Source organism: Sphingopyxis sp. QXT-31 (assembly GCF_001984035.1).
Taxonomy (GTDB): domain Bacteria; phylum Pseudomonadota; class Alphaproteobacteria; order Sphingomonadales; family Sphingomonadaceae; genus Sphingopyxis.
On record NZ_CP019449.1, the window covers coordinates 2,924,167 to 2,946,843 of the forward strand.

Here is a 22,677-nt window from a genome sequence, read left to right on the forward strand (position 1 = left end):
CGAATCAGCTATGCGCGAAGATGTCGATTTCGGGCCAGCCCGCGAGGTCGAGCCGCGCGCGGGTCGGCAGGAAATCGAAACAACTCTGCGCCAGCTCCATCCGCCCTTCGCGCACCAGCCGCACGTCGAGGAGCTCCTTCATCGCGTGCAGGAAGCGCACGTCGCTCGCCGCATAGTCGCGCTGCGCGTCGCTGAGTTGCGCCGCACCCCAGTCGCTCGACTGCTGCTGCTTCGACACTTCCTGCCCCAGCAGTTCGCGCACCAGTTCCTTGAGACCATGGCGGTCGGTATAGGTGCGGATCAGCCGCGAGGCGATCTTGGTGCAATAGACCGGCGCCGCCATCACGCCGAGCGCCTGCTCGATCGCAGCGAGGTCGAAGCGCGCAAAATGATATAGTTTCAAACGGTTAGAATCGCCGAGCACCGCTTTCAGCACCGGCGCGTCATAGGCGCTGCCGGGGCCGAAGCGCACGAGATGCTCGTCGCCCGACCCGTCGCTGATCTGCACCAGGCACAGCCGGTCGCGCAGCGGATTGAGCCCCATGGTCTCCGTATCGACCGCGACCGGCCCGGGGCCGAGCGCACCCTCGGGCAGATCTTCTTCGTGGAAATAGACAGTCATGCCTCGCCTTAGGCCAAGCCGCCTTGCGGCTCAATGACTGGTTTCGGCGGCGCTATGGCATAGCGGAGCGATGCGGCGAGCCCTGCTCCGGCCGCGACGGGCCTCGTGAATTTTCTGTTCGCAGGACGTTCGCATTTAGGTTATATATTGCGTCGTTAGCGGCACGGGGCGAGTCTGTGCCCAGGGTGAACTGCGTCTCCGTCCGGCGCAAGGAGCCGGTATGAACGGAGCGTGGACGAACCGAAAGCGACTATCAGACAATGAGTTTCAACAAAGACCGCCGTGGCCATCGGGGGCGCGGTAAGCGCGATGATTTCGGCAATTTCGACAGCTTCGAACCGGCGCCCTATGGCGGCGACAGCTATGGCGGCGGCGGTGGACGCGGCGGCTTCGGCGGCGGGGACCGTGGGGGCGGTTTCGGCGGCGGTGATCGCGGCGGTGGCGGCGGCTTCGGCGGCGGCGACCGTGGCGGCGGCGGTGGTGGCTTCGGCGGCGGACGCGGCGGCGGCATGCCGGCGCAGGTCGTCGGCGAAGGCAATGGCACCGTCAAATTCTTCAACCCGTCGAAGGGCTTCGGCTTCGTCGCGCGCGACGACGGCGGCGAGGATGTGTTCGTGCACATCAGCGCGGTCGAACAGGCGGGGTTGCAGGGCTTGGCCTCGGGCCAGCCGCTCGGCTTCACTCTCGTCGAACGCAATGGCAAGGTCTCGGCGATCGATCTGAAGATCGAGGGCGAGCCGATGCCGATCGAGGACAGCCCGCCGCGCCGCGACGACCGCGGCGGCTTCGGTGGCGACCGCCCCGCACCGGGCGGCGCCCGCGGTCGGCGCCAGCTGACCGGCGAGCGCACCTCGGGCACGGTGAAGTTCTTCAACACCACCAAGGGCTTCGGCTTCATCGCGCGCGACGACGGACAGGCCGACGCCTTCGTCCACATCAGCGCGGTGCAGCGCGCGGGCATGACCGGCCTCGAGGAAGGCGACCGCGTCGCTTTCGACATCGAGGTCGACGATCGCGGCAAGTTCGCCGCGGTGAATATCCAGCCGGCGCAGGACTGACTTCGGTCCAAACGGTTAGGGAAAGGGCGGCCGCGAGGCCGCCCTTTTTCGTTGGGGAGGCGGGATTAACTGATCCTCCCCCTTGATGGGGGAGGCAGCGAGACTTGGCAGCTTGCTGCCTAGTCGCAGCGGAGGGGGTGCGCTCTCGGCCTGAACCGACCACGCAAGGACGCGGCCTCACCCTTATCCAACTCCGCCTAGCGCCAAAGGCGCAAGGCTTCATATCCTTCCCCAACAAGGGGACGGAGTCTGGCTCAATACCCCGCCGTCGCCTCCAGGAACCAAATCCGCTGCTCGGTCTCGTCGGCCCAGGCGTCGACTAGCCCGCTGGTCGCGATGTCGCCGTCGCGTTCGGCGGCGGCCTTCACCTCTTTCAGCTGCGCGAGCAAGGTCCGGTTGTCTGCCGCGAGCGTCGTCACCATGGCCTCGGCGGAGACCCCCGACGCATCGTCGTCCTTGATCGCCTGGCGCCGGCCGACATCGCCGATCGAGCGCAACGTCGCGGCACCATTCTTGCGCACGCGCTCGGCGATCAGATCGGTGGTCGCGAGAACCTGCGTCGCCTGTTCGTCGAACAGCAGGTGCAGCTCGCGGAAACGCGGGCCCTGGACGTGCCAGTGGTAGTTCTTCGTTTTCAGATAAAGGGCGAAGCTGTCGGCGAGCAGCGCGTTGAGCGCGTCGGCGACCTTGGGCTGATTATGTTCGGGCATCGGACCCTCCTTTCGCCGACCCATATAAGAGGCCCGGCGGCGTTTTCCCACGCAGGCTTTCACATTATATGATCGACGCAATCGATCAGCGGACGCATCATTGCCCCAGAAGTCCGAAGGCGGTCATTGCGCTACGCAGTCCCCAGACGATCAGCACCGCCGCCGCGACCCAGCGCAAGACCTTTGCCGCGCGCTTCTCGGCGAGCGCGGGACCGAAGGCGAGGAAGGGCAGCATCGCGAGGATCCAGCCGGCGAGGCCGCCCGCCGCCGCCCAATGCCCTGCGCCGCTGGTCGCGGCGAGCGCGCCGATCAGGAAATGGCTGCGGTCGCCGAACTGCGACAGCAGCATGCGCGTCGCCAGCAATGGCACCGGCGCACGCGCCAGGCTCTCGGCATCGGGGCCCAGCCGCCCCGGCCAGAGCAGCGCGGCCGCGCCCGAAACCAGCGCAAACGCGACGAGCAGCAACACAATGCCCTGCCCGATCATCGCATTGGCGACGCTCCCCGCGATAGCCGCCAAGACGGCGTTGATCACGAAAGCACCGACCGCAAGGCCGAAGGTCATACGCCGGTCGCTGCGCAGCGCCAGCAACGCTGACAGGAACGACCCGGTGCGCCCGTCGGCATTGGCCAGCGCCACCGCGACCAGCGCGATCATGATCGCATCCATGCCTTCGAACTTTCCGGAAAGATCAGTGGCCGAGGCGCATCGCGACCGAGGCGAGCCAGGCTTCCTGCATCGCGGGGGGCATCGGCCCGCGTGGCGCGCTCGCGGCGTCGCTCATCGCGTCGAGATAGGTCAGGATCGCCGCGCGATAGCCGCCCGCGGCGACCGCCGATTCGAGCCGGCTCGCCAGCGTCTCGACCGCGGCAAAGCCGTTGTCGCGCGCGAGGCAGCGGATGTCGTCGATCCCCTGGACGATCTGGGTCAGCGCGCAATGCGGCAGCGCCTCGGCAAGCGCACCGATCTGCCCCGTGATGCGGCTCTGGATATCATGGCTCGGGTCATGGTGATGCAACATCTGGCGTCCCCTGGTCCTTCAGGGCTCCACGATGCGCCATATTGGTTAACAGCGGGTTTAGAAAGACTGTCGCGAGATGCTGCTCAGCGCGCGCCAAAAATGGTCCCGTTCGAGAACCGGCGCGCAGCGTACTTCAGTACGTGAGCACCGGAAGCGCAGAAGGGTGCCATTTGCAGGCCGCGATGGGCGGCATATCGCGGCAGTCTCTAGCGGTGTCCCGCCGGCCCGCCTTGCCCCTGCTTGCAGCGGTACATGTCGCGGTCGGCTGCGGCGAGGATGTCCGATTCGGTCATGTCGGGCTGCAGCATCGCGACCCCGAAGCACGCCGACAGCGCGATCTCGCGCCCGTCGTAGAAGGCCGGCGCCGCCGCCAGTATCTCGCACAATCGCGTCACCTGCGCGCGCGCGCCGGCCTCGGTCGATTGGTCGAGGATCAGCCCGAATTCGTCGCCGCCGATGCGCGCCGCGACGTCGGTCGAACGGATCGCGCCGAGCAGGCGGTCGGCGATCTGGATCAGCGCGAAGTCGCCCGCGGCATGGCCGAAGCTGTCGTTGATGAATTTGAGCTGGTTGACGTCGGCAAAGACCACCGCGGCGGTCTCGGCATGGCGCTCGAAGCGCGCGATGCGCTGGTGGATTGCGGTCAGGAAATAGCGGCGGTTGAACAGCGGCGTCAGCGTGTCGCGCTCGGACACGCGCTCGAGTTCGGCGACCGCGATCTTGAGCACGCGATTCTCGCGGCGCAGCGCATCGCGCTCGCGCCGTACTTCGCGCAGCTGGTCTTCGATGGAGACGACGGGGACGGCCGACAGATGATCGACCGCGATCCGTGCCCCCCCAATGCTGTCCATTCCGAAACGTCCCCGCAGCGAACCCGTGCCGCCGGCCCCGTGCCGACGATCTATCCTTGATCGGCGACCCTAGACGGCACTTGATACCAATCGGTAAACGCTGCCGCGATTTGATGGCGTTGCCCGCATCGGGTCCACCCGCTAGGGGGAGGGGCAGCGGTGACTCGCCGCGGCAGGGAGTGACGGGGATGGGCGATACGGCGCCGCTGGCCAAAGCGGTTGTGGGCGTGGTCATGGGCAGCCAGTCGGACTGGCCCACCATGGCGCATGCCGTCCATATCCTCGAGGAATTCGGCATCGCCCACGAGGTGCAGATCGTCTCGGCGCACCGCACCCCCGACCGCCTCGTCGCCTATGCCAAGAGCGCCGCAGCACGCGGGCTGAAGGCGGTGATCGCAGGCGCCGGCGGTGCCGCGCACCTGCCCGGCATGGTCGCCTCGATGACGCGCGTGCCGGTGCTCGGCGTGCCCGTCCAGTCGGCGGCCTTGAGCGGCGTCGACAGCCTCTATTCGATCGTCCAGATGCCCGGCGGCGTGCCCGTGGCGACCTTCGCGATCGGCAAGGCGGGGGCGACCAACGCCGGCCTCTTCGCCGCGGCGCTGCTCGCCAACGAAGACCCGGACCTCGCCGAAAGGCTCGACGCCTGGCGCGCCGCGCAGACCGAGAGCGTCGCCCCCACCCCCGTGCGCGAGGGCTGATCGCTTTGCTGCAACCGGGTTCGACGATCGGCATCTTGGGCGGCGGCCAGCTCGGCCGCATGCTTGGCCTCGCCGCGGCGCAGCTGGGCTACAAGGTCCATATCTATGCGCCCGAAGCCGAGAGCGTCGCGGCCGAGGTCACCACGCACCACAGCCAGGCGGCATGGGACGACGAGCCCCGCCTTGCCGCCTTCGCCGCTGCCTGCGACATCGTCACCTTCGAGTTCGAGAATGTCCCCGTCGACACGGTGCGTTTCCTGTCGGGCCATGTCGCGGTGCATCCCGGCGCCCGCGGGCTGGAGATCGCGCAGAACCGGCTCGCCGAAAAGAGCTTCGTCGCGGACCTCGGCGGTCGCCCCGCGCCCTTCGCTTCGGTCCCCGACCGCGCCGCGCTCGATGTCGCGCTGGCGGAGATCGGCGCCCCCGCGATCCTCAAGACCGTGCGCATGGGTTATGACGGCAAGGGCCAGGCACGGCTCGCGACCTCCGGCGACGCCGAGACCGCGTGGCAGACGATCGGCCGCCACGCCGCGATCCTCGAGGGCTTCGTCCAGTTCGACCATGAATTTTCGGTGATCCTCGTCCGCGGCATCGACGGCGAGATCCGCTATTGGGATTCGACCGTCAACGTCCACGAAGGCGGCATCCTCGCGACCGCCAGCCTGCCGCCGCCGCCGATCGTCCTCGACCAGCAGGACGCGGCGCGCGCGATGATGGCGACCATCGCCAACGAACTCGACTATGTCGGCGTGCTCACCGGCGAATTTTTCGCGACCGACGCGGGCCCTGTATTCAACGAAATGGCGCCGCGCGTGCACAACAGCGGCCACTGGACGATCGAGGGCGCGGTGACCAGCCAGTTCGAGAACCATATCCGCGCGATCGCCGGCCTGCCGCTCGGCAGCACCGCGACCCGCGCGCTGCCCGTCGTCATGCAAAACCTGATCGGCGCCGATATCGCGCGAATCCCCGATTTGCTCGCCGACGAAAATTGCCACGTCCACCATTACAGCAAGACCGAGGTGCGCGAAGGCCGCAAGCTCGGCCATGCGACCTGGGTCGGGGCGCACCCCGCATGAACCACCCCGAAATCACCCTGATCATCGCGCGCGCCGCGAACGGCGTGATCGGCGCGAACGGCAGGATGCCCTGGCACCTGCCCGCCGACCTCCGCCGGTTCAAGCAGCTCACCATGGGCCGCCCGATGATCATGGGGCGCAAGACCTTCGACAGCCTGCCCGCGATCCTCGAAGGCCGCCGCCATATCGTGCTCACGCGCGAACCCGACTGGCAGGAAGAAGGCGCCGAGCCCGTCGCGACCGTCGAGGAGGCGCTGCGCCTCGCCAATGCGCCGCACGTCATGGTGATCGGCGGCGCCGAAATCTACGCGATGTTCGTGGGGCAAGCCGACCGCATCGAGCTGACCGAGGTCGCGCTCGAACCGGCGGGCGACGCGTCGATCGCCTATCCCGACCCCGCCGACTGGGCCGAGGCTGCGCGCGAAGATCATCCCGCTGCCGAAGGCCGCCCCGCCTACAGCTTCGTCACCTTCGTCAGGAGGCCATGATGCGCCGCTGGATCACCGGCATATTGCTCGTCGTCGCGCTCGCCGCACTCGCTTTCTTCACCCTCGCCCCCGGCATCATCGAGCGCGGGCTCAACAAGATCGACGGCAAGCCGCTCCCCGAAGTCAGCGCGCGCGCGAAGGCGCTGCACAAGACGCTGACCATCGTCGACCTGCACAGCGACAGCCTGCTGTGGAGCCGCGATTTCCTCAAGCGCGCCGAGCGGGGGCATATGGACCTGCCGCGGCTCGAGGAAGGCAATGTCGCGCTGCAAATCCTCGCGAGCACGACCAAGTCGCCCAAGGGCCAGAATTACGACGCGAATAGCGCCGACACCGACAATATCACCGGGCTGGTGATCGCGCAGCTCCAGCCGCTGCGGACGTGGGATTCGTTGCTCGAACGCTCGCTCTGGCACGCCACCAAGCTCCACCGCGACGCCAAGGCGTCGGACGGCCAGCTGCGCGCAGTCGCCAGCGCCGAGGAACTGAATGCGCTCTTCGCCGCGCGCCGCGCGAAGCCGCACACCACCGGCGCGATGCTCAGCATCGAGGGGCTGCACAATCTCGAGGGCGATATCGCCAATTTGGGCAAGCTCTACGCCGCGGGCTTCCGCATGGCGGGGCTCACCCATTTCTTCGACAACGACCTCGCGGGGTCGATGCACGGGCTGAAGAAGGGCGGGCTCACTCCCTTCGGGCGCGAAGTGATCGCGGCAATGGAAGCCAAGGGCATGATCGTCGACGTCGCGCATTGCTCGAAGGCCTGCGTCGCCGACATCCTCAAAATGGCGCGCCGCCCCGTCGTCTCGAGCCACGGCGGGGTGCAGGCAACGTGCCAGGTCAACCGCAACCTCGACGACGACCAGATTCGCGGCGTCGCCGCCACCGGCGGGCTCATCGGCATCGGCTATTGGGACGCCGCGGTGTGCGACACCTCGCCCGCGAGCATCGCCAAGGCGATGAAGCATGTCCGCGACCTCGTCGGCATCGACCATGTCGCGCTCGGCAGCGACTATGACGGCGCCACCACCGTGCGCTTCGACACGTCGAAGCTGGTGCAGGTGACGCAGGCGCTGATCGACGCGGGCTTCACCGACGACGAGATCCGCGCCGCAATGGGCGGCAACGCGATCCGCGTGCTCGGCGCAGGGCTCGTCCCGCTGACCCCGCCGCGATCGATTTCGGCGCCATGATCCGTCTCGACGGCCACCGGCGTATCGAGGGCGACCTGCGCGGCGGCGTCATCGCGCTCGGCAATTTCGACGGTTTCCACGCCGGGCACCAGGCGGTCGTCGGCCGCGCGGTGCGCCATGCGCGCGACGAGGGCCGCCCGGCGATCGTCGCGACGTTCGACCCGCATCCGGTGCGCTTCTTCAAGCCCGACGCCGCGCCCTTCCGCCTTACCACGCTCGACCAACGGCAGGAATTGTTCGCCGCCGCCGGCGCCGATGCGATGCTCGTCCTGCCCTTCGATGCCGCGCTCGCGGGCACGACCGCCGAGGATTTCATCGCGCAGCTGCTGCTCGAACGCTACGGCGCCAAGGGCGTGGTGACCGGCGCCGACTTCGTCTTCGGCAAGGGCCGCGGCGGCGACGTCGTGACGCTCGCCGACCACGCCCGCCGCCTCGGCTTCTTCACCGAGATGGTCGCCCCCGTCGACGATACCAACGAGGTCATCTCGTCGAGCCGCATCCGCGAGGCGCTGCAGGCGGGCGACTGCGCCACCGCCGCGCGGCTACTCACGCGGCCGTTCACCGTGCGCGGCATCGTCCAGCATGGCGACAAGAACGGCCGCCTGCTCGGCTTCCCGACCGCGAACATCGACATGGGCAATTACCTCCGCCCTGCCTACGGCATCTACGCCGTCACCGGGCGCCTGCCCGACGGGCGCGTGCTGAAGGGCGCCGCCAACCTCGGCATCCGCCCCAGCTTCGACCCGCCCAAGGAATTGCTCGAACCGCATTTCTTCGACTTCGCCGAAGATATCTACGGCCAGGAAATCGACATCGCCTTCCACGCCTTCATCCGGCCCGAGGCCAAATACGACACGATGGACGCCTTGATGGCGCAGATCGCGGCGGATTGCGATGACGCGCGCGATTTGCTCGCCCACCTTTAATCCCCTCTCCCATTTAGGGCGAGGGCAGCGAGACTTACGAACTTGTTCGTTAGTCGTAGCGGGTGAGGGGCTGTGCGCCATCGATAAGTCCGAACCCCTCACCCAGCTACAGCTAGGCAGCAAGCTGCCAAGCTTTCGCAGCCCTCTCCCTAAATGGGAGAGGGGATTGGAGCACAAATGACGACGACCGACGATTGGGCCGACGCGCTCGAAGGCCCGAAGAAGAAGCCGATGAAGCGCGGCACCAAGATCGCGCTGTGGCTCTTCGCCGCCTTCGTCGCCTGGGCGACCCTCTCGAACGCGAGCTTCCTCGCGCCCGATCCGGTCGGCAAGCCCAGGCTGATCGCGCACCGCGGCGTCTACCATCTCTACGACAAGCGCGCCGCGGTCGGCCGCGACACCTGCACCGCGCAGCATATCAACCCGCCGACGCACGAAATCTTCGAGAACACCCCCGAATCGATGCGCCTCGCGGTCGGTTACGGCGCCGCGATGGTCGAGGTCGACGTCGCCCCGACCAAGGACGGCCGCATGGTCCTCTTCCACGACTGGACCGTCGACTGCCGCACCGACGGCAAGGGCGCGACGCGCGACCTGACGCTCGCCGAGCTCCAGGCGCTCGACATCGGCTATGGCTACACCGCCGACGGCGGCAAGACCTTCCCGCTGCGCGGCAAGGGCGTCGGCAAGATGCCCACCGTCGAGGCGGGGCTCGCGGCGCTCCCCGTCCACCCGATCCTCTTCAACTTCAAGTCGAAGAACCCCGCCGAGGCCGACCAGCTCTTCGCGATCCTGAAAGCCGCGGGCCGCGACAGTGCCAAGATCGGCGACGCCTTCTATGGCCACGCCGCCCCGGTGAAGCGCATGCGCGAATTACTGCCCACCAACTGGGCGTTCGACCTCAAGACCGAGGCGATGGCGTGCAGCAAGGATTATGTCACCTACGGCTGGAACGGCATCGTCCCCGAAAGTTGCCGAGGCGGCACCCTCGCAATCCCGGTCAATTATCAATGGGCCTTCTGGGGCTGGCCCGACCGCCTGATCCAGCGCATGGACAGCGTCGGCGCCCGCGTCATCGTCTTCGGCCCCTATGAAAAAGGCAAGTCGAACGAAGGCCTCACCGATCCCCGCCAGCTCGCCAATATCCCGTCGAGCTTCAACGGCTATATCTGGGTCGAGGACATCGCGAGCATCGGGCCGGCGCTGAAGCCACGGCAGAAATAAGGAATGCGCGCAGAGGCGCAGAGGCCGCAGAGATTTTGGTTCACGCGGAGGCGCGGAGGCGCGGAGAGAAATGTGAAGGACGGCTTTGCCGCCCTTCTTCTCTCTCCTCCGCGATCTCCGCGCCTCTGCGCGAATCCCCCCTTTCTTTTTCTCCGCGTCTCCGCGCCTCCGCGTGAACCCATAGCCACGCTGCCCCATAAGCTTTGCGCCCACGCAAAACTGCGCTAAGCGCCGCGCACCATGACTGACACGCCCGCACCCGCCGAACAGCGCGATTACCGCGACACCGTCTTCCTGCCCAAGACCGACTTCCCGATGAAGGCCGGCCTGCCGCAGAAGGAGCCGGCGATTCTCGCCAAATGGATCGCGGGCAATCTCGAGGGTCAGATTCGCGACAGCCGCAAGGGCCGCGAGCAGTTCATCCTCCACGACGGCCCGCCCTATGCCAATGGCGACATGCACATCGGCCATGCGCTCAACCATATCCTCAAGGACATGGTCGTCCGCACCCAGACGCTGAAGGGCAAGGACGCGCCTTACGTCCCCGGCTGGGACTGCCACGGCCTGCCGATCGAGTGGAAGGTCGAGGAGCAGTATCGCAAGAAGAAACTCAACAAGGACGAGGTTCCGGTCGAGGAATTCCGCGCCGAATGCCGCGCCTATGCCCAGCATTGGGTCGACACCCAGCGCGAACAGCTCAAACGCCTCGGCATCGGCGGCGATTGGGACCATCCCTACCTCACGATGGATTATGAGGCCGAGGCCACCATCGTCCGCGAACTGCTCAAATTCGCTGCCAACGACATGCTCTATCGCGGCGCCAAGCCGGTGATGTGGTCGCCGGTCGAAAAGACCGCGCTCGCCGAGGCCGAGATCGAATATGAGGATATCGTCTCGACGCAGATCGACGTAGCGTTCGAGATCGTTGAGAGCCCGATCGCCGAGCTGGTCGGCGCGCATGCGGTCATCTGGACGACGACGCCGTGGACGATCCCGGTCAACCAGGCTTTGGCTTATGGGCCGGAGATCGAGTATGTTCTGCTGTCCGTCACGGCGGACACGATCGGTCTTGGGGGGAGTGGCGACAAGCGCGTCAACGAGGTTCTGACGGCGGCGGGATATCCGTTCAATGTCAACCGCATCGCCAAGTTTCTCGTCGCTAAAGACTTGGCAACCTCTTTCGCTGATCGGCTCAACAAGGCAGCAAAGGCGCTCGACTTCGGTGACGTCGACGTCGCCGCAATCGCTGTTCAAGAGTACATCGATCCATACTCGGACTTAGATGCCTCAATCGCAGGCTCCGACCTTGCCGGCACCATCGCCCGCCACCCGATGCACGCGCTCGGCGGCTTCTTCGCGCGCCCGCGCCCCTTCCTCGCGGGCGATTTCGTCACCACCGACAGCGGCACCGGGCTCGTCCATATGTCGCCGGACCATGGCGAGGATGATTTCGACCTTTGCAAGGCGAGCGGCATCGACCCCGTGTTCGCGGTCGAGGGCGACGGCAAGTACCGCGCCGACTGGGGCTGGCTCGGCGGTCAGGGCAGCGTGATCAATCCCAAGTTCAACGCCCCCGACGGCCCGATCTGCTCGGACCTCAAGGAAGCCGGCGCGCTGCTCGCAGCCAGCGCCGACTACAAGCACAGCTACCCGCACAGCTGGCGCTCGAAGGCCAAGGTCATCTACCGCTGCACCCCGCAATGGTTCGTGCCGATGGACAAGGTGATGACCCACATCGAGCCCAAGGCGCCGCGCGAGCAGCGCTGGGAGTCCGAAGGCGGCGCGATCAACCCGCATGAGGAGGATCTCTGCGACGCGCCGACGCTGCGGCAGGCCGCGATGCACGCGATCGAGCGCACGCGCTTCGTCCCCGAAAAGGGCCGCAACCGCATCGGGTCGATGGTCAAGGACCGCCCCGACTGGGTGCTGTCGCGCCAGCGCGCCTGGGGCGTGCCGATCACGCTCTTCGTCGACCGCAAGACCGGGCAATATCTGAACGACCCGATCGTCAACGATCGCATCGTCACGGCGGTGAAGGCGGGCGGCGTCGACGCATGGAACGACGCGCGCGCGCAGGAATATCTGGGCGACGCCTATGACGCCGCGAACTATGAGCGCATCGTCGACATTCTCGACGTCTGGTTCGATTCGGGCTGCACCCACGCCTTCGTCCTCGAAAGCGGCCGCTGGCCCGCGCTCGTCCGCCACGACGGCGGCACGCACAGCGCCGACCTCTATCTCGAAGGCAGCGACCAGCATCGCGGCTGGTTCCAGTCGTCCTTGCTCGAAAGCTGCGGCACGCGCGGCCAGGCACCGTATAAGGCCGTCCTCACTCACGGCTTCACGATGGACAGCAAGGGCCTCAAACAGTCGAAGTCGGTCGGCAACACCACCGACCCGGTCAAGGTGATGGAAACCAACGGCGCCGATATCATCCGCCTGTGGGCGCTGTCGGTCGACTTCACCGAAGACCACCGCATCGGCGACGAGATCCTGAAAGGCGTCGCCGACCAGTATCGCAAGCTGCGCAACACCTTCCGCTACCTGCTCGGCGCGCTCGACGGGTTCGGCGAGGAGGAACGCATCACCGACGTCGCGGCGATGCCCGAGCTCGAACGCTATATGCTCTCGTTGCTCGCCGATCTCGACGCGAAGATGGCGCAGGCGGTCGATGATTTCGACTTCAACAGCTACACGCGCCTGCTGTCGGACTTCTGCAACGAGGACCTCTCGGCCTTCTATTTCGACATCCGCAAGGACGTCCTCTACTGCGACCTCGGCCCCGCCGCACCGCTCGGCACCGCCACGCGCCGCGCGTACCGCAGCGTGCTCGATGTGCTCTTCCACGCGCTGGTGCGTTACGCGGCGCCGGTGCTGGTCTTCACCGCCGAGGAAGTGTGGGGCACGCGCTATCCCGATGCGGGTAGCGTGCATCTGCTGGAATGGCCGGACTCTTCGCTAGTATCTGCGGTCCGCGAACAAGGCTTTGGCAACATCCTAATTCGGTGGCGCGCAATCCGCTCTTTGCGGTCTCAGATCTTCGAGGAAATCGAGCCTCTCCGTCGCGAAAAGACGATCCGGTCAAGCTTGGAAGCTGACGTTTGGGTTCATTCCGCAACGTCCGGCTTGGAGTGGATTTCGAACGCCGCCCTAGAAGAAGTGCTGATCTCGTCGACGGTTACGACAAACGGCGATGCGCGCGGTCATTCGATCGAAATTACCCGCACCGAAAACTACAAATGCGGCCGGTGCTGGCGCCACCTGCCCGAGGTCGCCGAGGACGGCGCCTTGTGCAATCGCTGCGAGACGGTATTGAGCGGATCATGACAAGAAAACGTTCGCCGCACCTCCGGTTCGGCCTGTTCATCGCGCTGATCGCCTTCCTGCTCGACCAGTTCAGCAAATGGGTGGTCATCACCCCGCTGTCGCTCGAGCTGAAGCGCGTGGTCACGATCCTGCCGATCTTCGACCTGCGCTGGGCCGAAAATTGCGGCATTTCGCTGTCGATGTTTGCAAGCTGCACCGAGACGACGCGCTGGACGCTGGTCGCGGTCACCGCGCTCGTCGCGCTCGCGGTCGCCTTCTGGATGACGGTCGAGAAGGCGAAGGGCGACGTGATCGCGCTCGCGATGATCTTCGGCGGCGCGCTCGGCAATATCGTCGACCGCGTGCGCTATGGCTATGTCGTCGACTTCGCCGACCTGCATTTCGGCGAATTCCGCCCCTTCATGATCTTCAACGTCGCCGATGCGTGCATCACCATCGGCGTGCTTTTGCTGGTTGCGCGCGCGCTGCTCTTGCGCGAAAAGGCGCCCGAGGCGGACGCGTCGACCGACAAGCCCGCCGCCGAGTAAACGGGGCGCATCAGGAGTTTTTCAAGTGAACCGGACCACCGCCATCCTTAGCGCCGCCCTGGCCGCCTCGACGCTCGCGGCGTGCGGGTCGAACAATCTGTTCAGCCGCGACCGCCCCGACGAAATGCGCGTCTCGCGCCAGGCGCCGCTGATCGTGCCGCCCGACTATTCGCTCGTCCCGCCGGCCCCCGGCGCCGCGCGTCCGGGCGGCGAGACCACCGCCGAACAGACGCTGCGCGCGCTCTTCGGCGGCGCCGCGCCGCGCAGCACGACCGAAGCCGCGGTGATCGGCAGCGCCGACGGCGCACGCGCCGACCCCGGCATCCGCAGCCAGGTCGGCAGCCCGACCACCGAGGTCGTCGACAAGGGCCTCGTCACCCGCGACATCCTCTTCGCCCCCGAAGGCGACGGCCGCGACGCCAGCGCCTCGATCCCGGGCGCGTAAGGCTGCCGACCCATCCTAGGAATCGGGCGGCCTCGGTCGCCCTTTTTCTTGCTCCGCGAGCCTAGCGGAACAAGCTCGACAGCACGAACATCGCCACCAGGCTCTCGACCATCGCGCGCGAGGCGTGGCCGAAGGCGCGCAGCCGCCCGCATTTCAGATGTTGGTTGAACCAAGCGGTCTGCAGGAAACCGAACCACAGCAATCCGAACAGCGCGAGCGCGCCGCCCGCCAGCACCGACCAGTCGTGCGCCAGCTTGACCAGGATCACCGCGCCGCCCAGCATCATCGCCAGCACCGCGGCGACATAGCATTGGCTGTAGAAGGGCGCGCGCAACGTGTCGCGGTTGACCTGCAATTTCTGCGCGCGGACCATCCGCGTCGCCAGCATCACCGGGAACAGGCTGAAACTGACGATGCGCAGGATGATCAGGTCAGTGTTGTTACTGACGAACGCCGCCAACCCGACCTTACTGGTGATCACCGCATCGTTGCCGACCAGCGCGATCTCGGCGGCGTGGACGAGGATCAGCGACAGGAGCAGGAACAAAGGCGGGCTCAGCGTGTCGGTATATTGCTGGTCGGCCACGTCGCCTTGCTCGACGTCCGAATAATCCATCATCTTCAGCGGATGCACCAACGTGCGCCACAGCGTGATCGGATAGAAGACCAGCCACGACATCACCTCGTACAGAAGCTCGTCGAGCGATTGCAGGAGGTTGAAGAAGTTCATGCGACCGCTCGCACGATCGACCGACGCGCCTCGGACAGCCAACGCGCGAAGTTTCGGACGGTCGTTTTCCAGCCTTCCGGCCAGTGCGGAAAGTCTTTCGGGCGCAAATCCTCCGCAGCACAGAAGTCGCCCAGCCAGTCCTGCTCATTTTCAGGATTGATCGGCATGTCCCCCAGGTAATTGTCATCGGGATGCGGCGTTAGCCCGGCGTCCCAATAGGAATATTCCTCGGTGAAGATCGTCCAGACGAACGCAGCGATATCGGGCTCGCAATCATCGGATAATAGCGCGATGAACTCTTCCCGGCTCGGGCTGATGCGCGTTGCGGCCAAAGCGGCCGCCCGTCGCTTGCCCGAACGGGCAGCAAAAAAAGCGAAAATCAGAAACAGTCCGACGCAGCCGGCGGCGACCCACCAGCCGCTCAAGCCCGCGCGCCCGCTTCCTCGACGCCCGCGCTGTTGTGGCGCAGCGCCTTCAGCACGGTATCGACGATCTGCGGCGCGTTGAGTCCCGCTTCGTCATATTGCAGCTCGGGCTTGTCCTGGTCCTGGAACATGTCGGGCAGGCGCATCGTGCGCAGCTTCAGCCCCGCGTCGATGAGCCCCTCGTCGCTCGCCAGCGTCAGTATATGCGCGCCGAGCCCGCCGACGCTATTCTCCTCGATCGTCACGCAAACCTCGTGGCCGGCGAGCGTCTTGCGGATCAGCTCCTCGTCGAGCGGCTTGGCGAAGCGCAGGTCGATCACGCTGGTGGAAAGCCCGCGCGCTTCCAAGGTGTCCGCCGCCTTCAGCGCCTCGGCGAGGCGCGTGCCGAGCGACAGGATCGCGACCGCCTTGCCCTGACGAACGATCCGCCCCTTGCCGATCTCGAGCTTCACCGGAACCTCGGGCAACGCCACCCCGGTACCGTTGCCGCGCGGATAGCGGAACGCAATCGGCCCATCGTCATATTCGGCGGCGGTATAGGTCATATGGACCAGCTCGGCCTCGTCGGCCGCCGCCATCACCACCATGTTGGGCAAGGTCGCCAGATAGGTGACGTCGAACGAGCCCGCATGCGTCGACCCGTCGGCGCCGACCAGCCCCGCGCGGTCGATCGCGAAGCGCACCGGCAGATTCTGGATCGCGACATCGTGCACGACCTGATCATAAGCGCGCTGCAAAAACGTCGAATAGATCGCCGCGAACGGCCGCATGCCCTGCGCCGCGAGCCCCGCGGCAAAAGTCACCGCATGCTGCTCGGCAATGCCGACGTCGAAGGTCCTTGTCGGATGCGCCTTGGCGAATTTATCGACCCCGGTGCCCGACGGCATCGCCGCGGTGATCGCCACGATCCGCTTGTCGGTCTCGGCGAGCTTCGCCAGCGTCTCGCCGAAGACATTCTGGTACTGCGGCGGCCCCGGCGGCGCCTTCGCCTGCACGCCGGTGACGACGTCGAATTTCTGCACACCATGATATTTGTCGGCGGCGGCCTCGGCGGGGCCATAGCCCTTGCCCTTCACGGTTACCGCATGGATCAGCACCGGCCCATGGTCGCTGTCGCGGACATTTTCGAGCACCGGGATCAGATGGTCGAGATTATGCCCGTCGATCGGCCCGACATAATAGAAGCCGAGTTCTTCGAAGAGCGTCCCGCCCATCGCCATGCCGCGGGCATATTCGTCGGTCTTCTTCGCCGCCTTGTGCAAAGGCTCCGGCAGCTTCCTTGCAAAGCGCCGCGCGATCTCGCGCAGCTCGACGAAGGGCCGCGACGACACCAGTTTGGCGAGATAGGCCGACAGCCCACCCACCGGCGGCGCGATCGACATGTCGTTGTCGTTCAAAATCACGATCAGCCGGTTGCCCGCCGCGGCGGCGTTGTTCATCGCCTCATAGGCCATGCCCGCCGACATCGACCCGTCGCCGATCACCGCGATCGCGCGCCCGGGCTCATCCTTCAGCTTGTTGGCGATCGCAAAGCCCAGCGCCGCGCTGATCGAGGTCGACGAATGCGCCGCGCCGAACGGGTCGTACTCGCTCTCGCTGCGCTTGGTGAAACCGCTGAGGCCCCCACCCGTGCGCAGCGTGCGGATCCGGTCGCGGCGCCCGGTGACGATCTTGTGCGGATAGCATTGGTGCCCCACGTCCCACACGATCTTGTCGCGCGGCGTGTCGAACACATAGTGGAGCGCGGTGGTCAGCTCGACCACCCCCAGCCCCGACCCCAGATGGCCCCCGGTGGTGCCGACCGCGCTGATCATCTCGGCGCGCAATTCGTCGGCGAACTGGCGCAGATCTTCGGGCTTCAGCTTGCGGAGGTCGGCGGGGATATCCACCGTGTCGAGCAGCGGTGTGGACGGACGATCGGTCATGCCCCGGTCATAAAGCTAACCGCCGATAGTGTCGAACGAAAAGGGGTTATAGCCGTGCCTTGGGGGTGAAGGGCGGACCTCACGATCCTCCCCATCGCGCAGCGTTGGGGAGGGGGACCGCCGCCGCAGGCGGTGGTGGAGGGGTCTTACTTCGGCGCCATACCCCTCCGTCAGCGGCTACGCCGCTGCCACCTCCCGATCGCATCGCGTGGGGAGGATCGTTCGCCCACTACCCACCCTCATCATCATCATCGCGCCGCTTCGCCGCGTCGACCTGCGCATAGAGCCCGCGCACCATCAGGTCGGTGAACACCAGCATCACCCCGATCATCCCGACCAGCAAAGCCACCGCCGCGACCGGGAACGGGCCGATTTCGGTCAACATCCCGCGCCGCATCGCCACCGCGAGCAGCGCGGCAACAGCCATCAGCGCATAGCCGGCAAAGCGCGGCTTGCGGCTCACGTCCGCATCGTCCGCAACGCCATGATGCCAGCGCGGTTCAGGCGCCCGCAAGGCGCGTCGAAGCAGAAGATCGGCGACATGGCGCTTAGCATGGGAACTAAATCGCGCCCCGGCAAGTCTCTGTCTTTCCAAGCCCCCTTGCGTCGCTTACACGAATGTCACGAGGGGCAAGACCAACAGGAACCATAGAACCCATGCCGATGCCCGCCTTCTTCTCCCGCCTGGCCGTTCCGGCACTGATGCTCGTTGCCGCCGCGCCCGCGCAGGCGATGGACGGCCCGCTCGGTTACGATCTCGCCGCGCTCGGCGGCAGCGAGGTCGCGCCGGGCCTTCCCGCGCCCGTGCTGCCGACGCCCGCCGCCTATCTCCAGGACCGCGAGATCGACGAGGCGATCCTGCTGCCCACCGCCTCGCCCGAGGGCTACGAAGACGACCGCAAATGGGCGCGCGACTATATCTCGGTCGCCGGCGGGGTGATCACCGCGCCCAGCTACAATGGCTCGGACGACCGCGTCGTCCTGCCCGGCTTCTACCTCCGCGGCCGGCTCGGCGGCTTCGCCTTTTCGACGCGCGGCACCAATTTCCAGGTCGACCTGATCCGCCAGAAGCGCGGGCAGAAGACCGACCTCAAATTCGGCCCGATCATCAACCTGCGCAGCGACCGCACCGGCCGCATCAAGGATGCCCAGGTCGAGGCGCTCGGCGAAAAGAAGATGGCGGTCGAACTCGGCTTTTCGGGCGGCATCACCCACACCGGCATCGTCACCAGCGGGTACGACCAGGTCGGCCTGCGCGTCGTCGGGCTGAAGGACATCAGCGGCAAGCACGGCAGCTGGGTCCTCTCGCCGACGGTCGACTATGGCACCCCGCTGTCGAAGCGCGCCTTCATCGGAGTCTCGGCGTCGGTGAACGTCTATGGCAAGGGTTTCGGCCGCTATTATTTCGACATCGATCCGCTCGGCAGCGCCGCCAGCGGGCTGCCGGTCTACAACCGCGCGGGCGACAAGGTCACCGCGGGCAAATATACGATCGGTCTCGCGGGCGCCTATGGCCTGTCGGGCGATTTGCGCAAAGGCTTCGTGCTGATCGGCGGCGCGCAATATGGCCGCATGCTGGGCCGCTATGCCGATTCGCCGATCGTCGCCGACGCGGGCAGCGCCGACCAGTGGCTCGGCGGCATCGGCCTCGCCTATCAATTCTAAAGGGGGCTGATCCGGCCCATCTTCGTTCCGGGGGGAAGCGGAGTGGAAGAAGAACAGATCCTGCGCCTGATGCCGTGGTTCTTCGCCGGCATCGGCGCGCTGTTCGCGGGCATCGGCCTCGTGATGGCGAAAAAGGAGATGCGCGGCCGCCGCTGGCACGAGGTCGAGGGTCGCATCATCGGCCACGACAGCCACTGGAGCCGCGACAGCGACGGCGACAACACGCTGATGCACACCGCGCTGATCGAATATCGCCTCGCGGGCGTGACGAAACAGATGCGCGACAGCCTGTCGACCAACCATCCCAAGCCCGTCGGCGCCGCGATGCGCGTGCGCTACAATCCCGACGACCCCAGCGACGTCATGATCTGGGCGCCGATGCGCAACGGCTGCTTCATCGGCCTCTTCGTCGGCCTGGGCCTGCTCTTCGTCGCGATCGGCACGATCTGGATTTTGGTGGCGGGAGCGCATTGACGAGAGGCGGGTGCTGCACCGTGGACGTCGGCGAAATTAATTTCACAAAAAAAATCCCGACCTATCGCCATCGAACAAAACGCGCTGAACGAGCCGCCCGCCCCCTATCCCAGCCCCGCCAGCCGCAGCCGTGCCTTCATCGCGTCGACGAACAGCCGCACCGACGGCAACGCCGCGCGCGACGGCTCGAACAGCAAGTGTACCGGCAGCGCCGACGGCTGCTCCGGCCCAAGCAGCGAAATCAGCCGCCCGGCATCGACCGCATCGGCGACCTGGTAGCTCAGCAGGTTCGCGATCCCGACCCCCGCCTCGGCCGCCGCCATCGCGCCGTCGACGGTGTTCACCACCAGCCGCGCGCGTCCCTCGAGTTTCAGCCGCCGGTCCGCAAACTGCCATTCGCTCCCCGCGCGCGGGCCGTCCATCGCGATCAGCGCATGACCGGCAAGGTCGCCGACCGCGCCCGGCGCGCCGTCCCGTGCCAGATAGGCGGGGCTCGCGACCAGCATCTGCCGCACCGCGCCGATGCGCACCGCCTTCAGGCTCGAATCGGCGAGCGGCCCGATGCGCAGCGCGACGTCGATCCCCTCCTCGACGATGCGGACGTTGCGATCGACCAGCATCATCCGCGCACTCAGCGCGCGATGCTCGGCGAGCAACGCGCTCACCACCGGCAAGACATGCAGCCGCCCGAACATCACCGGTGCGGTCAGATAAAGCTGCCCGCGCGGTTCGGCCGCCGCGCCGCGCACGACACGCTCGGCCCCCGCGAGATCGGCAAGGATGCGCCGCGCCTCACCCAGGAACGCCGCGCCCGCATCGGTCAGCACCACCGCACGCGTCGACCGATGGAACAGGCTCGTCCCCAGCCGCGCCTCGAGCGCCGCAATCCCGCGCGTCACCGCGGGCGGCGAGCTGCCGAGCTTGCGCGCCGCCGCGGCAAAGCCGCCCTCGCCCGCCACCGCAACGAACATTTCGAGCGTAAGCAGCCGGTCCATCGATTATTCCACTTTCCGGAATGAAGTCCTGCCATCTTCGCCGATTATCGCGCAGCGGGCAATGACCTACATCGGCCCCAGCGAACGAAGGCATCCGCCCCCTCCCGGCCTTCGTTCGCGCTTTCCTCGACAAGGACCCGCGCCATGGCACGCAATTACCGTACCACGCTCTTCAACGACGACGTCCAGCGCCTGCAGGAAATCCACGGCTCGCGCGCCTCCTATGCCAAGCTCGACGCGGGCGCCGACGGCGCGCCCGACCTGCTCACCGCCAAGGAAATCGATTATATCGCGCTGCGCGACAGCTTCTACATGGCCAGCGTCACCGCCGACGGCTGGCCCTATATGCAGCATCGCGGCGGCCCCGCGGGGTTCCTGCGCCACATCGCGGGCAACCGCATCGGCTTCGCCGACTATCGCGGCAACAAGCAATATATCAGCACCGCAAACCTGATGCGCGACGACCGCGTGTCGCTGTTCCTGATGGATTATCCGAACCGCGAGCGGCTGAAACTGCTCGGCCATGCGCGCAGCATCGAGCGCGAGGACGATCCCGAGCTCGTCGCCTCGCTGATGCCCGATGGCTATCGCGCGGTGCCCGAGCGCGCCTTCCTGATCGATATCATCGGCTGGGAATGGAATTGCTCGCAGCACATCACCCCGCGCTTCACCGAGGCCGAAATCTCGGCCGCGATCAAGCCGATGGCGGCCGAACTGGGCCAGCTGCGCGCCGAAATCGCCGCGCTTCGTGCAGAGAAGGAAGAAAAATGACGACAGCCTGGACCCAGGGCGCGCACCATATCGGCCTCGCCGTCCGCGACGTCGCCGAGGCGCGCGACTTCTTCGTCGACGCCTTGGGCTACAACGTCGTCGCCGAACGCCCCGACTATCCCGCGATCTTCGTGACCGACGGCACGACCCTGCTCACCCTGTGGCAGGTCGCCGATCCCGCCAGCGCCGCCCCCTTCGACCGCCGCGCCAATGTCGGCCTCCATCACCTCGCGCTGCGCGTCGCCGACCTCGATGCGCTGCGCACCGTCTTCGCGCGCGTGCAGGGGCATCCCGGCGCCCGGATCGAATTCGATCCCGAACCGATCCGCGAAGGGTCGACGACACATCATTTCATCTGCGCTATGCCCGGCGGCATCCGCATCGAATTCGCCACGCCCTTCGCCTGAGGAGAAAGCCCATGCCTTATGTGAACATCAGGATCACTCGCGAGGGCGCGACGCCCGAGCAGAAGGCCGAGCTGATCGGCGGGGTCACCGCGCTGCTCCAGCGCGTGCTGGGCAAGAATCCCGCGACCACGGTGGTCACGATCGACGAGGTCGATCTGGACAATTGGGGCATCGGCGGGCTGCCCGTGCTCGACTATCGCGCGCAGCAAGCCGCCGCCGCGAAGGAGGCCGAGCGATGACCGCCCCCGGCAGCGCCCCCGCTTTCGCCCTCATCATGCTGCTCACCGGGATCGGCATCCCGATCCTCGCCGCCTTGAACGGCGGGCTCGGCGCGCGGCTCGGCAGCCCGATGGCAGCGTCGATGATCCTCTTCGGCCTGGCCTTCCTGATCGCCACCGCGGGCGCATTGCTCACCGGCTCGGTCGGCCAGATCCGCTTCACCAGCGACATCGCGCCGCAGTTCTACTTCGGCGGGCTGTTCGTCGCCTTCTACGTCATCGCGGTGACCTTCATCGCCCCGAAGTTCGGGGTCGGCAACGCGATCTTCTTCGTGCTCGTCGGCCAGCTGATCAGCGCCGCGACGATCGACCATTTCGGCCTGTTCGGCGCGCTGCGCTCGGCGATCGACATGAAGCGCATCGCGGGCATCGCACTGATGATCGCGGGCGTGTATCTGGCACGGCGCAGCTGAGCCGCATCACATATGCGCCGTCACCTCCGGCGCATTCCACCAATTATTCCCCGCGCCGTCCATATGCTGCACCGGCAGCGCCGCCATCTCGGCCGGGGTCAGGTCGTCGAGGCACGCGATCGCCACCGACACATAGGCGCCGCCGATCTCCTCGACATAGCCCTGGCCATAGGGCGACACGCCGCAGGTCTTGCAGAAGAGGTGATGCACGCTCGACGAGCCGAACTGATAGTCCGACAGCGCCGCGGGGTCGGTCAGCAGGCGAAAGGCGTCGGGCTTGATCTGCGCGCTCCAGTTCCTTTTCTTGGTGCAGATCGAGCAATTGCACTTGCCCGTCCCCGCCTCGAGGTCGAGCTCGGCTTCGAACTTCACCGCGCCGCAGTGGCACGAACCATGGTGGGTCTTTAGCATTTGTCTTCTCCGG

Annotated in this window: 27 protein-coding genes; 16 read left to right on the forward strand and 11 right to left on the reverse strand. The window is 66.6% G+C overall.

What is annotated here, in order from left to right; translation table 11 throughout:
• Nucleotides 1-4: 4 nt before the first annotated feature.
• Nucleotides 5-622 (reverse strand): ribonuclease D, encoded by a 618-nt coding sequence (locus BWQ93_RS14055; RefSeq protein WP_077031094.1) that lies wholly within the window; start codon nucleotides 620-622, stop codon nucleotides 5-7.
• A gap of 260 nt (nucleotides 623-882) precedes the next feature.
• On the opposite strand from BWQ93_RS14055, the gene BWQ93_RS21435 reads away from it, so the two are divergent.
• Nucleotides 883-1,680, forward strand: a complete 798-nt coding sequence (locus tag BWQ93_RS21435; RefSeq protein WP_077031095.1) for a cold-shock protein — start codon at nucleotides 883-885, stop codon at nucleotides 1,678-1,680.
• 254 nt (nucleotides 1,681-1,934) lie between these two features.
• Here BWQ93_RS21435 and BWQ93_RS14065 read toward each other — a convergent pair whose 3' ends face one another.
• From BWQ93_RS14065 to BWQ93_RS14080, 4 genes are all read right to left on the reverse strand, one after another.
• Nucleotides 1,935-2,390: a Dps family protein gene (locus BWQ93_RS14065; RefSeq protein ID WP_083720902.1), complete on the reverse strand. Its 456-nt coding sequence runs from the start codon at nucleotides 2,388-2,390 to the stop codon at nucleotides 1,935-1,937.
• A 97-nt stretch (nucleotides 2,391-2,487) separates the two neighbouring features.
• Nucleotides 2,488-3,060: a TMEM165/GDT1 family protein gene (locus BWQ93_RS14070; protein ID WP_077031097.1), complete on the reverse strand. Its 573-nt coding sequence runs from the start codon at nucleotides 3,058-3,060 to the stop codon at nucleotides 2,488-2,490.
• Nucleotides 3,061-3,082: 22 nt separating this feature from the next.
• A complete protein-coding gene (locus tag BWQ93_RS14075; protein WP_077031098.1) occupies nucleotides 3,083-3,412 on the reverse strand; it encodes a hypothetical protein in 330 nt (109 codons plus the stop codon).
• A 206-nt stretch (nucleotides 3,413-3,618) separates the two neighbouring features.
• On the reverse strand, nucleotides 3,619-4,263 hold the full coding sequence (locus BWQ93_RS14080; protein ID WP_077031099.1) for a GGDEF domain-containing protein: 645 nt from the start codon (nucleotides 4,261-4,263) through the stop codon (nucleotides 3,619-3,621).
• Between the two features lie 188 nt (nucleotides 4,264-4,451).
• On the opposite strand from BWQ93_RS14080, the gene purE reads away from it, so the two are divergent.
• The 9 genes from purE to BWQ93_RS14125 all read left to right on the forward strand — a co-directional run bounded on the left by purE (nucleotide 4,452) and on the right by BWQ93_RS14125 (nucleotide 14,170).
• On the forward strand, nucleotides 4,452-4,961 hold the full coding sequence (gene purE / locus BWQ93_RS14085; RefSeq protein WP_077031100.1) for a 5-(carboxyamino)imidazole ribonucleotide mutase: 510 nt from the start codon (nucleotides 4,452-4,454) through the stop codon (nucleotides 4,959-4,961).
• Nucleotides 4,961-6,040, forward strand: a complete 1,080-nt coding sequence (locus tag BWQ93_RS14090) for a 5-(carboxyamino)imidazole ribonucleotide synthase (RefSeq protein WP_077031101.1) — start codon at nucleotides 4,961-4,963, stop codon at nucleotides 6,038-6,040. The genes purE and BWQ93_RS14090 overlap by 1 nt, the downstream gene beginning before the upstream one ends.
• On the forward strand, nucleotides 6,037-6,528 hold the full coding sequence (locus tag BWQ93_RS14095) for a dihydrofolate reductase (RefSeq protein ID WP_077031102.1): 492 nt from the start codon (nucleotides 6,037-6,039) through the stop codon (nucleotides 6,526-6,528). Before BWQ93_RS14090 ends, BWQ93_RS14095 begins: the two co-directional genes overlap by 4 nt.
• Entirely contained in the window at nucleotides 6,528-7,721 is a 1,194-nt protein-coding gene (locus BWQ93_RS14100; RefSeq protein ID WP_077032423.1) for a dipeptidase, read from the forward strand. The genes BWQ93_RS14095 and BWQ93_RS14100 overlap by 1 nt, the downstream gene beginning before the upstream one ends.
• Nucleotides 7,718-8,647 carry a bifunctional riboflavin kinase/FAD synthetase gene (locus BWQ93_RS14105; RefSeq protein WP_077031103.1) on the forward strand — a complete coding sequence of 310 codons (930 nt, stop codon included), beginning with the start codon at nucleotides 7,718-7,720 and terminating at the stop codon, nucleotides 8,645-8,647. Before BWQ93_RS14100 ends, BWQ93_RS14105 begins: the two co-directional genes overlap by 4 nt.
• A gap of 177 nt (nucleotides 8,648-8,824) precedes the next feature.
• Nucleotides 8,825-9,871 carry a glycerophosphodiester phosphodiesterase family protein gene (locus BWQ93_RS14110; protein WP_198040393.1) on the forward strand — a complete coding sequence of 349 codons (1,047 nt, stop codon included), beginning with the start codon at nucleotides 8,825-8,827 and terminating at the stop codon, nucleotides 9,869-9,871.
• A gap of 240 nt (nucleotides 9,872-10,111) precedes the next feature.
• The gene (gene ileS / locus BWQ93_RS14115) at nucleotides 10,112-13,198 is read left to right on the forward strand and encodes an isoleucine--tRNA ligase (RefSeq protein ID WP_077031104.1); all 3,087 of its coding nucleotides are present in this window, start codon (nucleotides 10,112-10,114) and stop codon (nucleotides 13,196-13,198) included.
• Nucleotides 13,195-13,725 (forward strand): signal peptidase II, encoded by a 531-nt coding sequence (gene lspA / locus BWQ93_RS14120; protein ID WP_077031105.1) that lies wholly within the window; start codon nucleotides 13,195-13,197, stop codon nucleotides 13,723-13,725. The genes ileS and lspA overlap by 4 nt, the downstream gene beginning before the upstream one ends.
• A gap of 25 nt (nucleotides 13,726-13,750) precedes the next feature.
• Entirely contained in the window at nucleotides 13,751-14,170 is a 420-nt protein-coding gene (locus BWQ93_RS14125) for a DUF3035 domain-containing protein (protein WP_077031106.1), read from the forward strand.
• Between the two features lie 61 nt (nucleotides 14,171-14,231).
• Here BWQ93_RS14125 and BWQ93_RS14130 read toward each other — a convergent pair whose 3' ends face one another.
• From BWQ93_RS14130 to BWQ93_RS14145, 4 genes are all read right to left on the reverse strand, one after another.
• On the reverse strand, nucleotides 14,232-14,900 hold the full coding sequence (locus tag BWQ93_RS14130; protein WP_077031107.1) for a hypothetical protein: 669 nt from the start codon (nucleotides 14,898-14,900) through the stop codon (nucleotides 14,232-14,234).
• A complete protein-coding gene (locus BWQ93_RS14135; protein ID WP_077031108.1) occupies nucleotides 14,897-15,325 on the reverse strand; it encodes a hypothetical protein in 429 nt (142 codons plus the stop codon). The genes BWQ93_RS14130 and BWQ93_RS14135 overlap by 4 nt, the downstream gene beginning before the upstream one ends.
• Nucleotides 15,322-17,250 carry a 1-deoxy-D-xylulose-5-phosphate synthase gene (gene dxs, locus BWQ93_RS14140; RefSeq protein ID WP_077031109.1) on the reverse strand — a complete coding sequence of 643 codons (1,929 nt, stop codon included), beginning with the start codon at nucleotides 17,248-17,250 and terminating at the stop codon, nucleotides 15,322-15,324. Before dxs ends, BWQ93_RS14135 begins: the two co-directional genes overlap by 4 nt.
• Before the next feature lie 229 nt (nucleotides 17,251-17,479).
• On the reverse strand, nucleotides 17,480-17,713 hold the full coding sequence (locus tag BWQ93_RS14145; protein WP_077031110.1) for a hypothetical protein: 234 nt from the start codon (nucleotides 17,711-17,713) through the stop codon (nucleotides 17,480-17,482).
• Between the two features lie 194 nt (nucleotides 17,714-17,907).
• On the opposite strand from BWQ93_RS14145, the gene BWQ93_RS14150 reads away from it, so the two are divergent.
• Together BWQ93_RS14150 and BWQ93_RS14155 are read left to right on the forward strand one after the other, a co-directional pair.
• Nucleotides 17,908-18,915 carry a MipA/OmpV family protein gene (locus BWQ93_RS14150; RefSeq protein ID WP_198040394.1) on the forward strand — a complete coding sequence of 336 codons (1,008 nt, stop codon included), beginning with the start codon at nucleotides 17,908-17,910 and terminating at the stop codon, nucleotides 18,913-18,915.
• Between the two features lie 42 nt (nucleotides 18,916-18,957).
• Entirely contained in the window at nucleotides 18,958-19,389 is a 432-nt protein-coding gene (locus tag BWQ93_RS14155; RefSeq protein ID WP_077031111.1) for a DUF3592 domain-containing protein, read from the forward strand.
• A 104-nt stretch (nucleotides 19,390-19,493) separates the two neighbouring features.
• Here BWQ93_RS14155 and BWQ93_RS14160 read toward each other — a convergent pair whose 3' ends face one another.
• Nucleotides 19,494-20,384: a LysR family transcriptional regulator gene (locus tag BWQ93_RS14160; protein ID WP_077031112.1), complete on the reverse strand. Its 891-nt coding sequence runs from the start codon at nucleotides 20,382-20,384 to the stop codon at nucleotides 19,494-19,496.
• Nucleotides 20,385-20,528: 144 nt separating this feature from the next.
• On the opposite strand from BWQ93_RS14160, the gene BWQ93_RS14165 reads away from it, so the two are divergent.
• The 4 genes from BWQ93_RS14165 to BWQ93_RS14180 are packed head-to-tail and all read left to right on the forward strand — an operon-like array spanning nucleotide 20,529 to nucleotide 22,253.
• Nucleotides 20,529-21,155 carry a pyridoxamine 5'-phosphate oxidase family protein gene (locus BWQ93_RS14165; protein WP_077031113.1) on the forward strand — a complete coding sequence of 209 codons (627 nt, stop codon included), beginning with the start codon at nucleotides 20,529-20,531 and terminating at the stop codon, nucleotides 21,153-21,155.
• Complete coding sequence (locus tag BWQ93_RS14170; RefSeq protein ID WP_077031114.1) at nucleotides 21,152-21,562, forward strand: VOC family protein; 411 nt, start codon at nucleotides 21,152-21,154, stop codon at nucleotides 21,560-21,562. Before BWQ93_RS14165 ends, BWQ93_RS14170 begins: the two co-directional genes overlap by 4 nt.
• Nucleotides 21,563-21,573: 11 nt before the next feature.
• Nucleotides 21,574-21,801 carry a tautomerase family protein gene (locus BWQ93_RS14175; protein WP_077031115.1) on the forward strand — a complete coding sequence of 76 codons (228 nt, stop codon included), beginning with the start codon at nucleotides 21,574-21,576 and terminating at the stop codon, nucleotides 21,799-21,801.
• Nucleotides 21,798-22,253, forward strand: coding sequence for a DMT family transporter (locus BWQ93_RS14180; RefSeq protein WP_077031116.1), 456 nt, complete (start codon nucleotides 21,798-21,800; stop codon nucleotides 22,251-22,253). The genes BWQ93_RS14175 and BWQ93_RS14180 overlap by 4 nt, the downstream gene beginning before the upstream one ends.
• Before the next feature lie 6 nt (nucleotides 22,254-22,259).
• Here BWQ93_RS14180 and BWQ93_RS14185 read toward each other — a convergent pair whose 3' ends face one another.
• Entirely contained in the window at nucleotides 22,260-22,664 is a 405-nt protein-coding gene (locus tag BWQ93_RS14185) for a GFA family protein (protein ID WP_077031117.1), read from the reverse strand.
• Nucleotides 22,665-22,677: the final 13 nt, after the last annotated feature.

Coding starts and splice junctions, on each gene's coding strand:
- BWQ93_RS14165 (WP_077031113.1), top strand. CDS start 20,529: ATGGCACGCAATTACCGTACCACGCTCTTCAACGACGACGTCCAGCGC.
- BWQ93_RS14150 (WP_198040394.1), top strand. CDS start 17,908: ATGCCGATGCCCGCCTTCTTCTCCCGCCTGGCCGTTCCGGCACTGATG.
- ileS (WP_077031104.1), top strand. CDS start 10,112: ATGACTGACACGCCCGCACCCGCCGAACAGCGCGATTACCGCGACACC.
- BWQ93_RS14110 (WP_198040393.1), top strand. CDS start 8,825: ATGACGACGACCGACGATTGGGCCGACGCGCTCGAAGGCCCGAAGAAG.
- dxs (WP_077031109.1), bottom strand. CDS start 17,250: ATGACCGATCGTCCGTCCACACCGCTGCTCGACACGGTGGATATCCCC.
- BWQ93_RS14070 (WP_077031097.1), bottom strand. CDS start 3,060: ATGGATGCGATCATGATCGCGCTGGTCGCGGTGGCGCTGGCCAATGCC.
- BWQ93_RS14180 (WP_077031116.1), top strand. CDS start 21,798: ATGACCGCCCCCGGCAGCGCCCCCGCTTTCGCCCTCATCATGCTGCTC.
- BWQ93_RS14130 (WP_077031107.1), bottom strand. CDS start 14,900: ATGAACTTCTTCAACCTCCTGCAATCGCTCGACGAGCTTCTGTACGAG.
- BWQ93_RS14160 (WP_077031112.1), bottom strand. CDS start 20,384: ATGGACCGGCTGCTTACGCTCGAAATGTTCGTTGCGGTGGCGGGCGAG.
- BWQ93_RS14095 (WP_077031102.1), top strand. CDS start 6,037: ATGAACCACCCCGAAATCACCCTGATCATCGCGCGCGCCGCGAACGGC.
- BWQ93_RS14075 (WP_077031098.1), bottom strand. CDS start 3,412: ATGTTGCATCACCATGACCCGAGCCATGATATCCAGAGCCGCATCACG.
- BWQ93_RS14100 (WP_077032423.1), top strand. CDS start 6,528: ATGCGCCGCTGGATCACCGGCATATTGCTCGTCGTCGCGCTCGCCGCA.
- BWQ93_RS14065 (WP_083720902.1), bottom strand. CDS start 2,390: ATGCCCGAACATAATCAGCCCAAGGTCGCCGACGCGCTCAACGCGCTG.
- BWQ93_RS14080 (WP_077031099.1), bottom strand. CDS start 4,263: ATGGACAGCATTGGGGGGGCACGGATCGCGGTCGATCATCTGTCGGCC.
- BWQ93_RS14175 (WP_077031115.1), top strand. CDS start 21,574: ATGCCTTATGTGAACATCAGGATCACTCGCGAGGGCGCGACGCCCGAG.
- BWQ93_RS14170 (WP_077031114.1), top strand. CDS start 21,152: ATGACGACAGCCTGGACCCAGGGCGCGCACCATATCGGCCTCGCCGTC.
- purE (WP_077031100.1), top strand. CDS start 4,452: ATGGGCGATACGGCGCCGCTGGCCAAAGCGGTTGTGGGCGTGGTCATG.
- BWQ93_RS14185 (WP_077031117.1), bottom strand. CDS start 22,664: ATGCTAAAGACCCACCATGGTTCGTGCCACTGCGGCGCGGTGAAGTTC.
- BWQ93_RS14055 (WP_077031094.1), bottom strand. CDS start 622: ATGACTGTCTATTTCCACGAAGAAGATCTGCCCGAGGGTGCGCTCGGC.
- BWQ93_RS21435 (WP_077031095.1), top strand. CDS start 883: ATGAGTTTCAACAAAGACCGCCGTGGCCATCGGGGGCGCGGTAAGCGC.
- lspA (WP_077031105.1), top strand. CDS start 13,195: ATGACAAGAAAACGTTCGCCGCACCTCCGGTTCGGCCTGTTCATCGCG.
- BWQ93_RS14105 (WP_077031103.1), top strand. CDS start 7,718: ATGATCCGTCTCGACGGCCACCGGCGTATCGAGGGCGACCTGCGCGGC.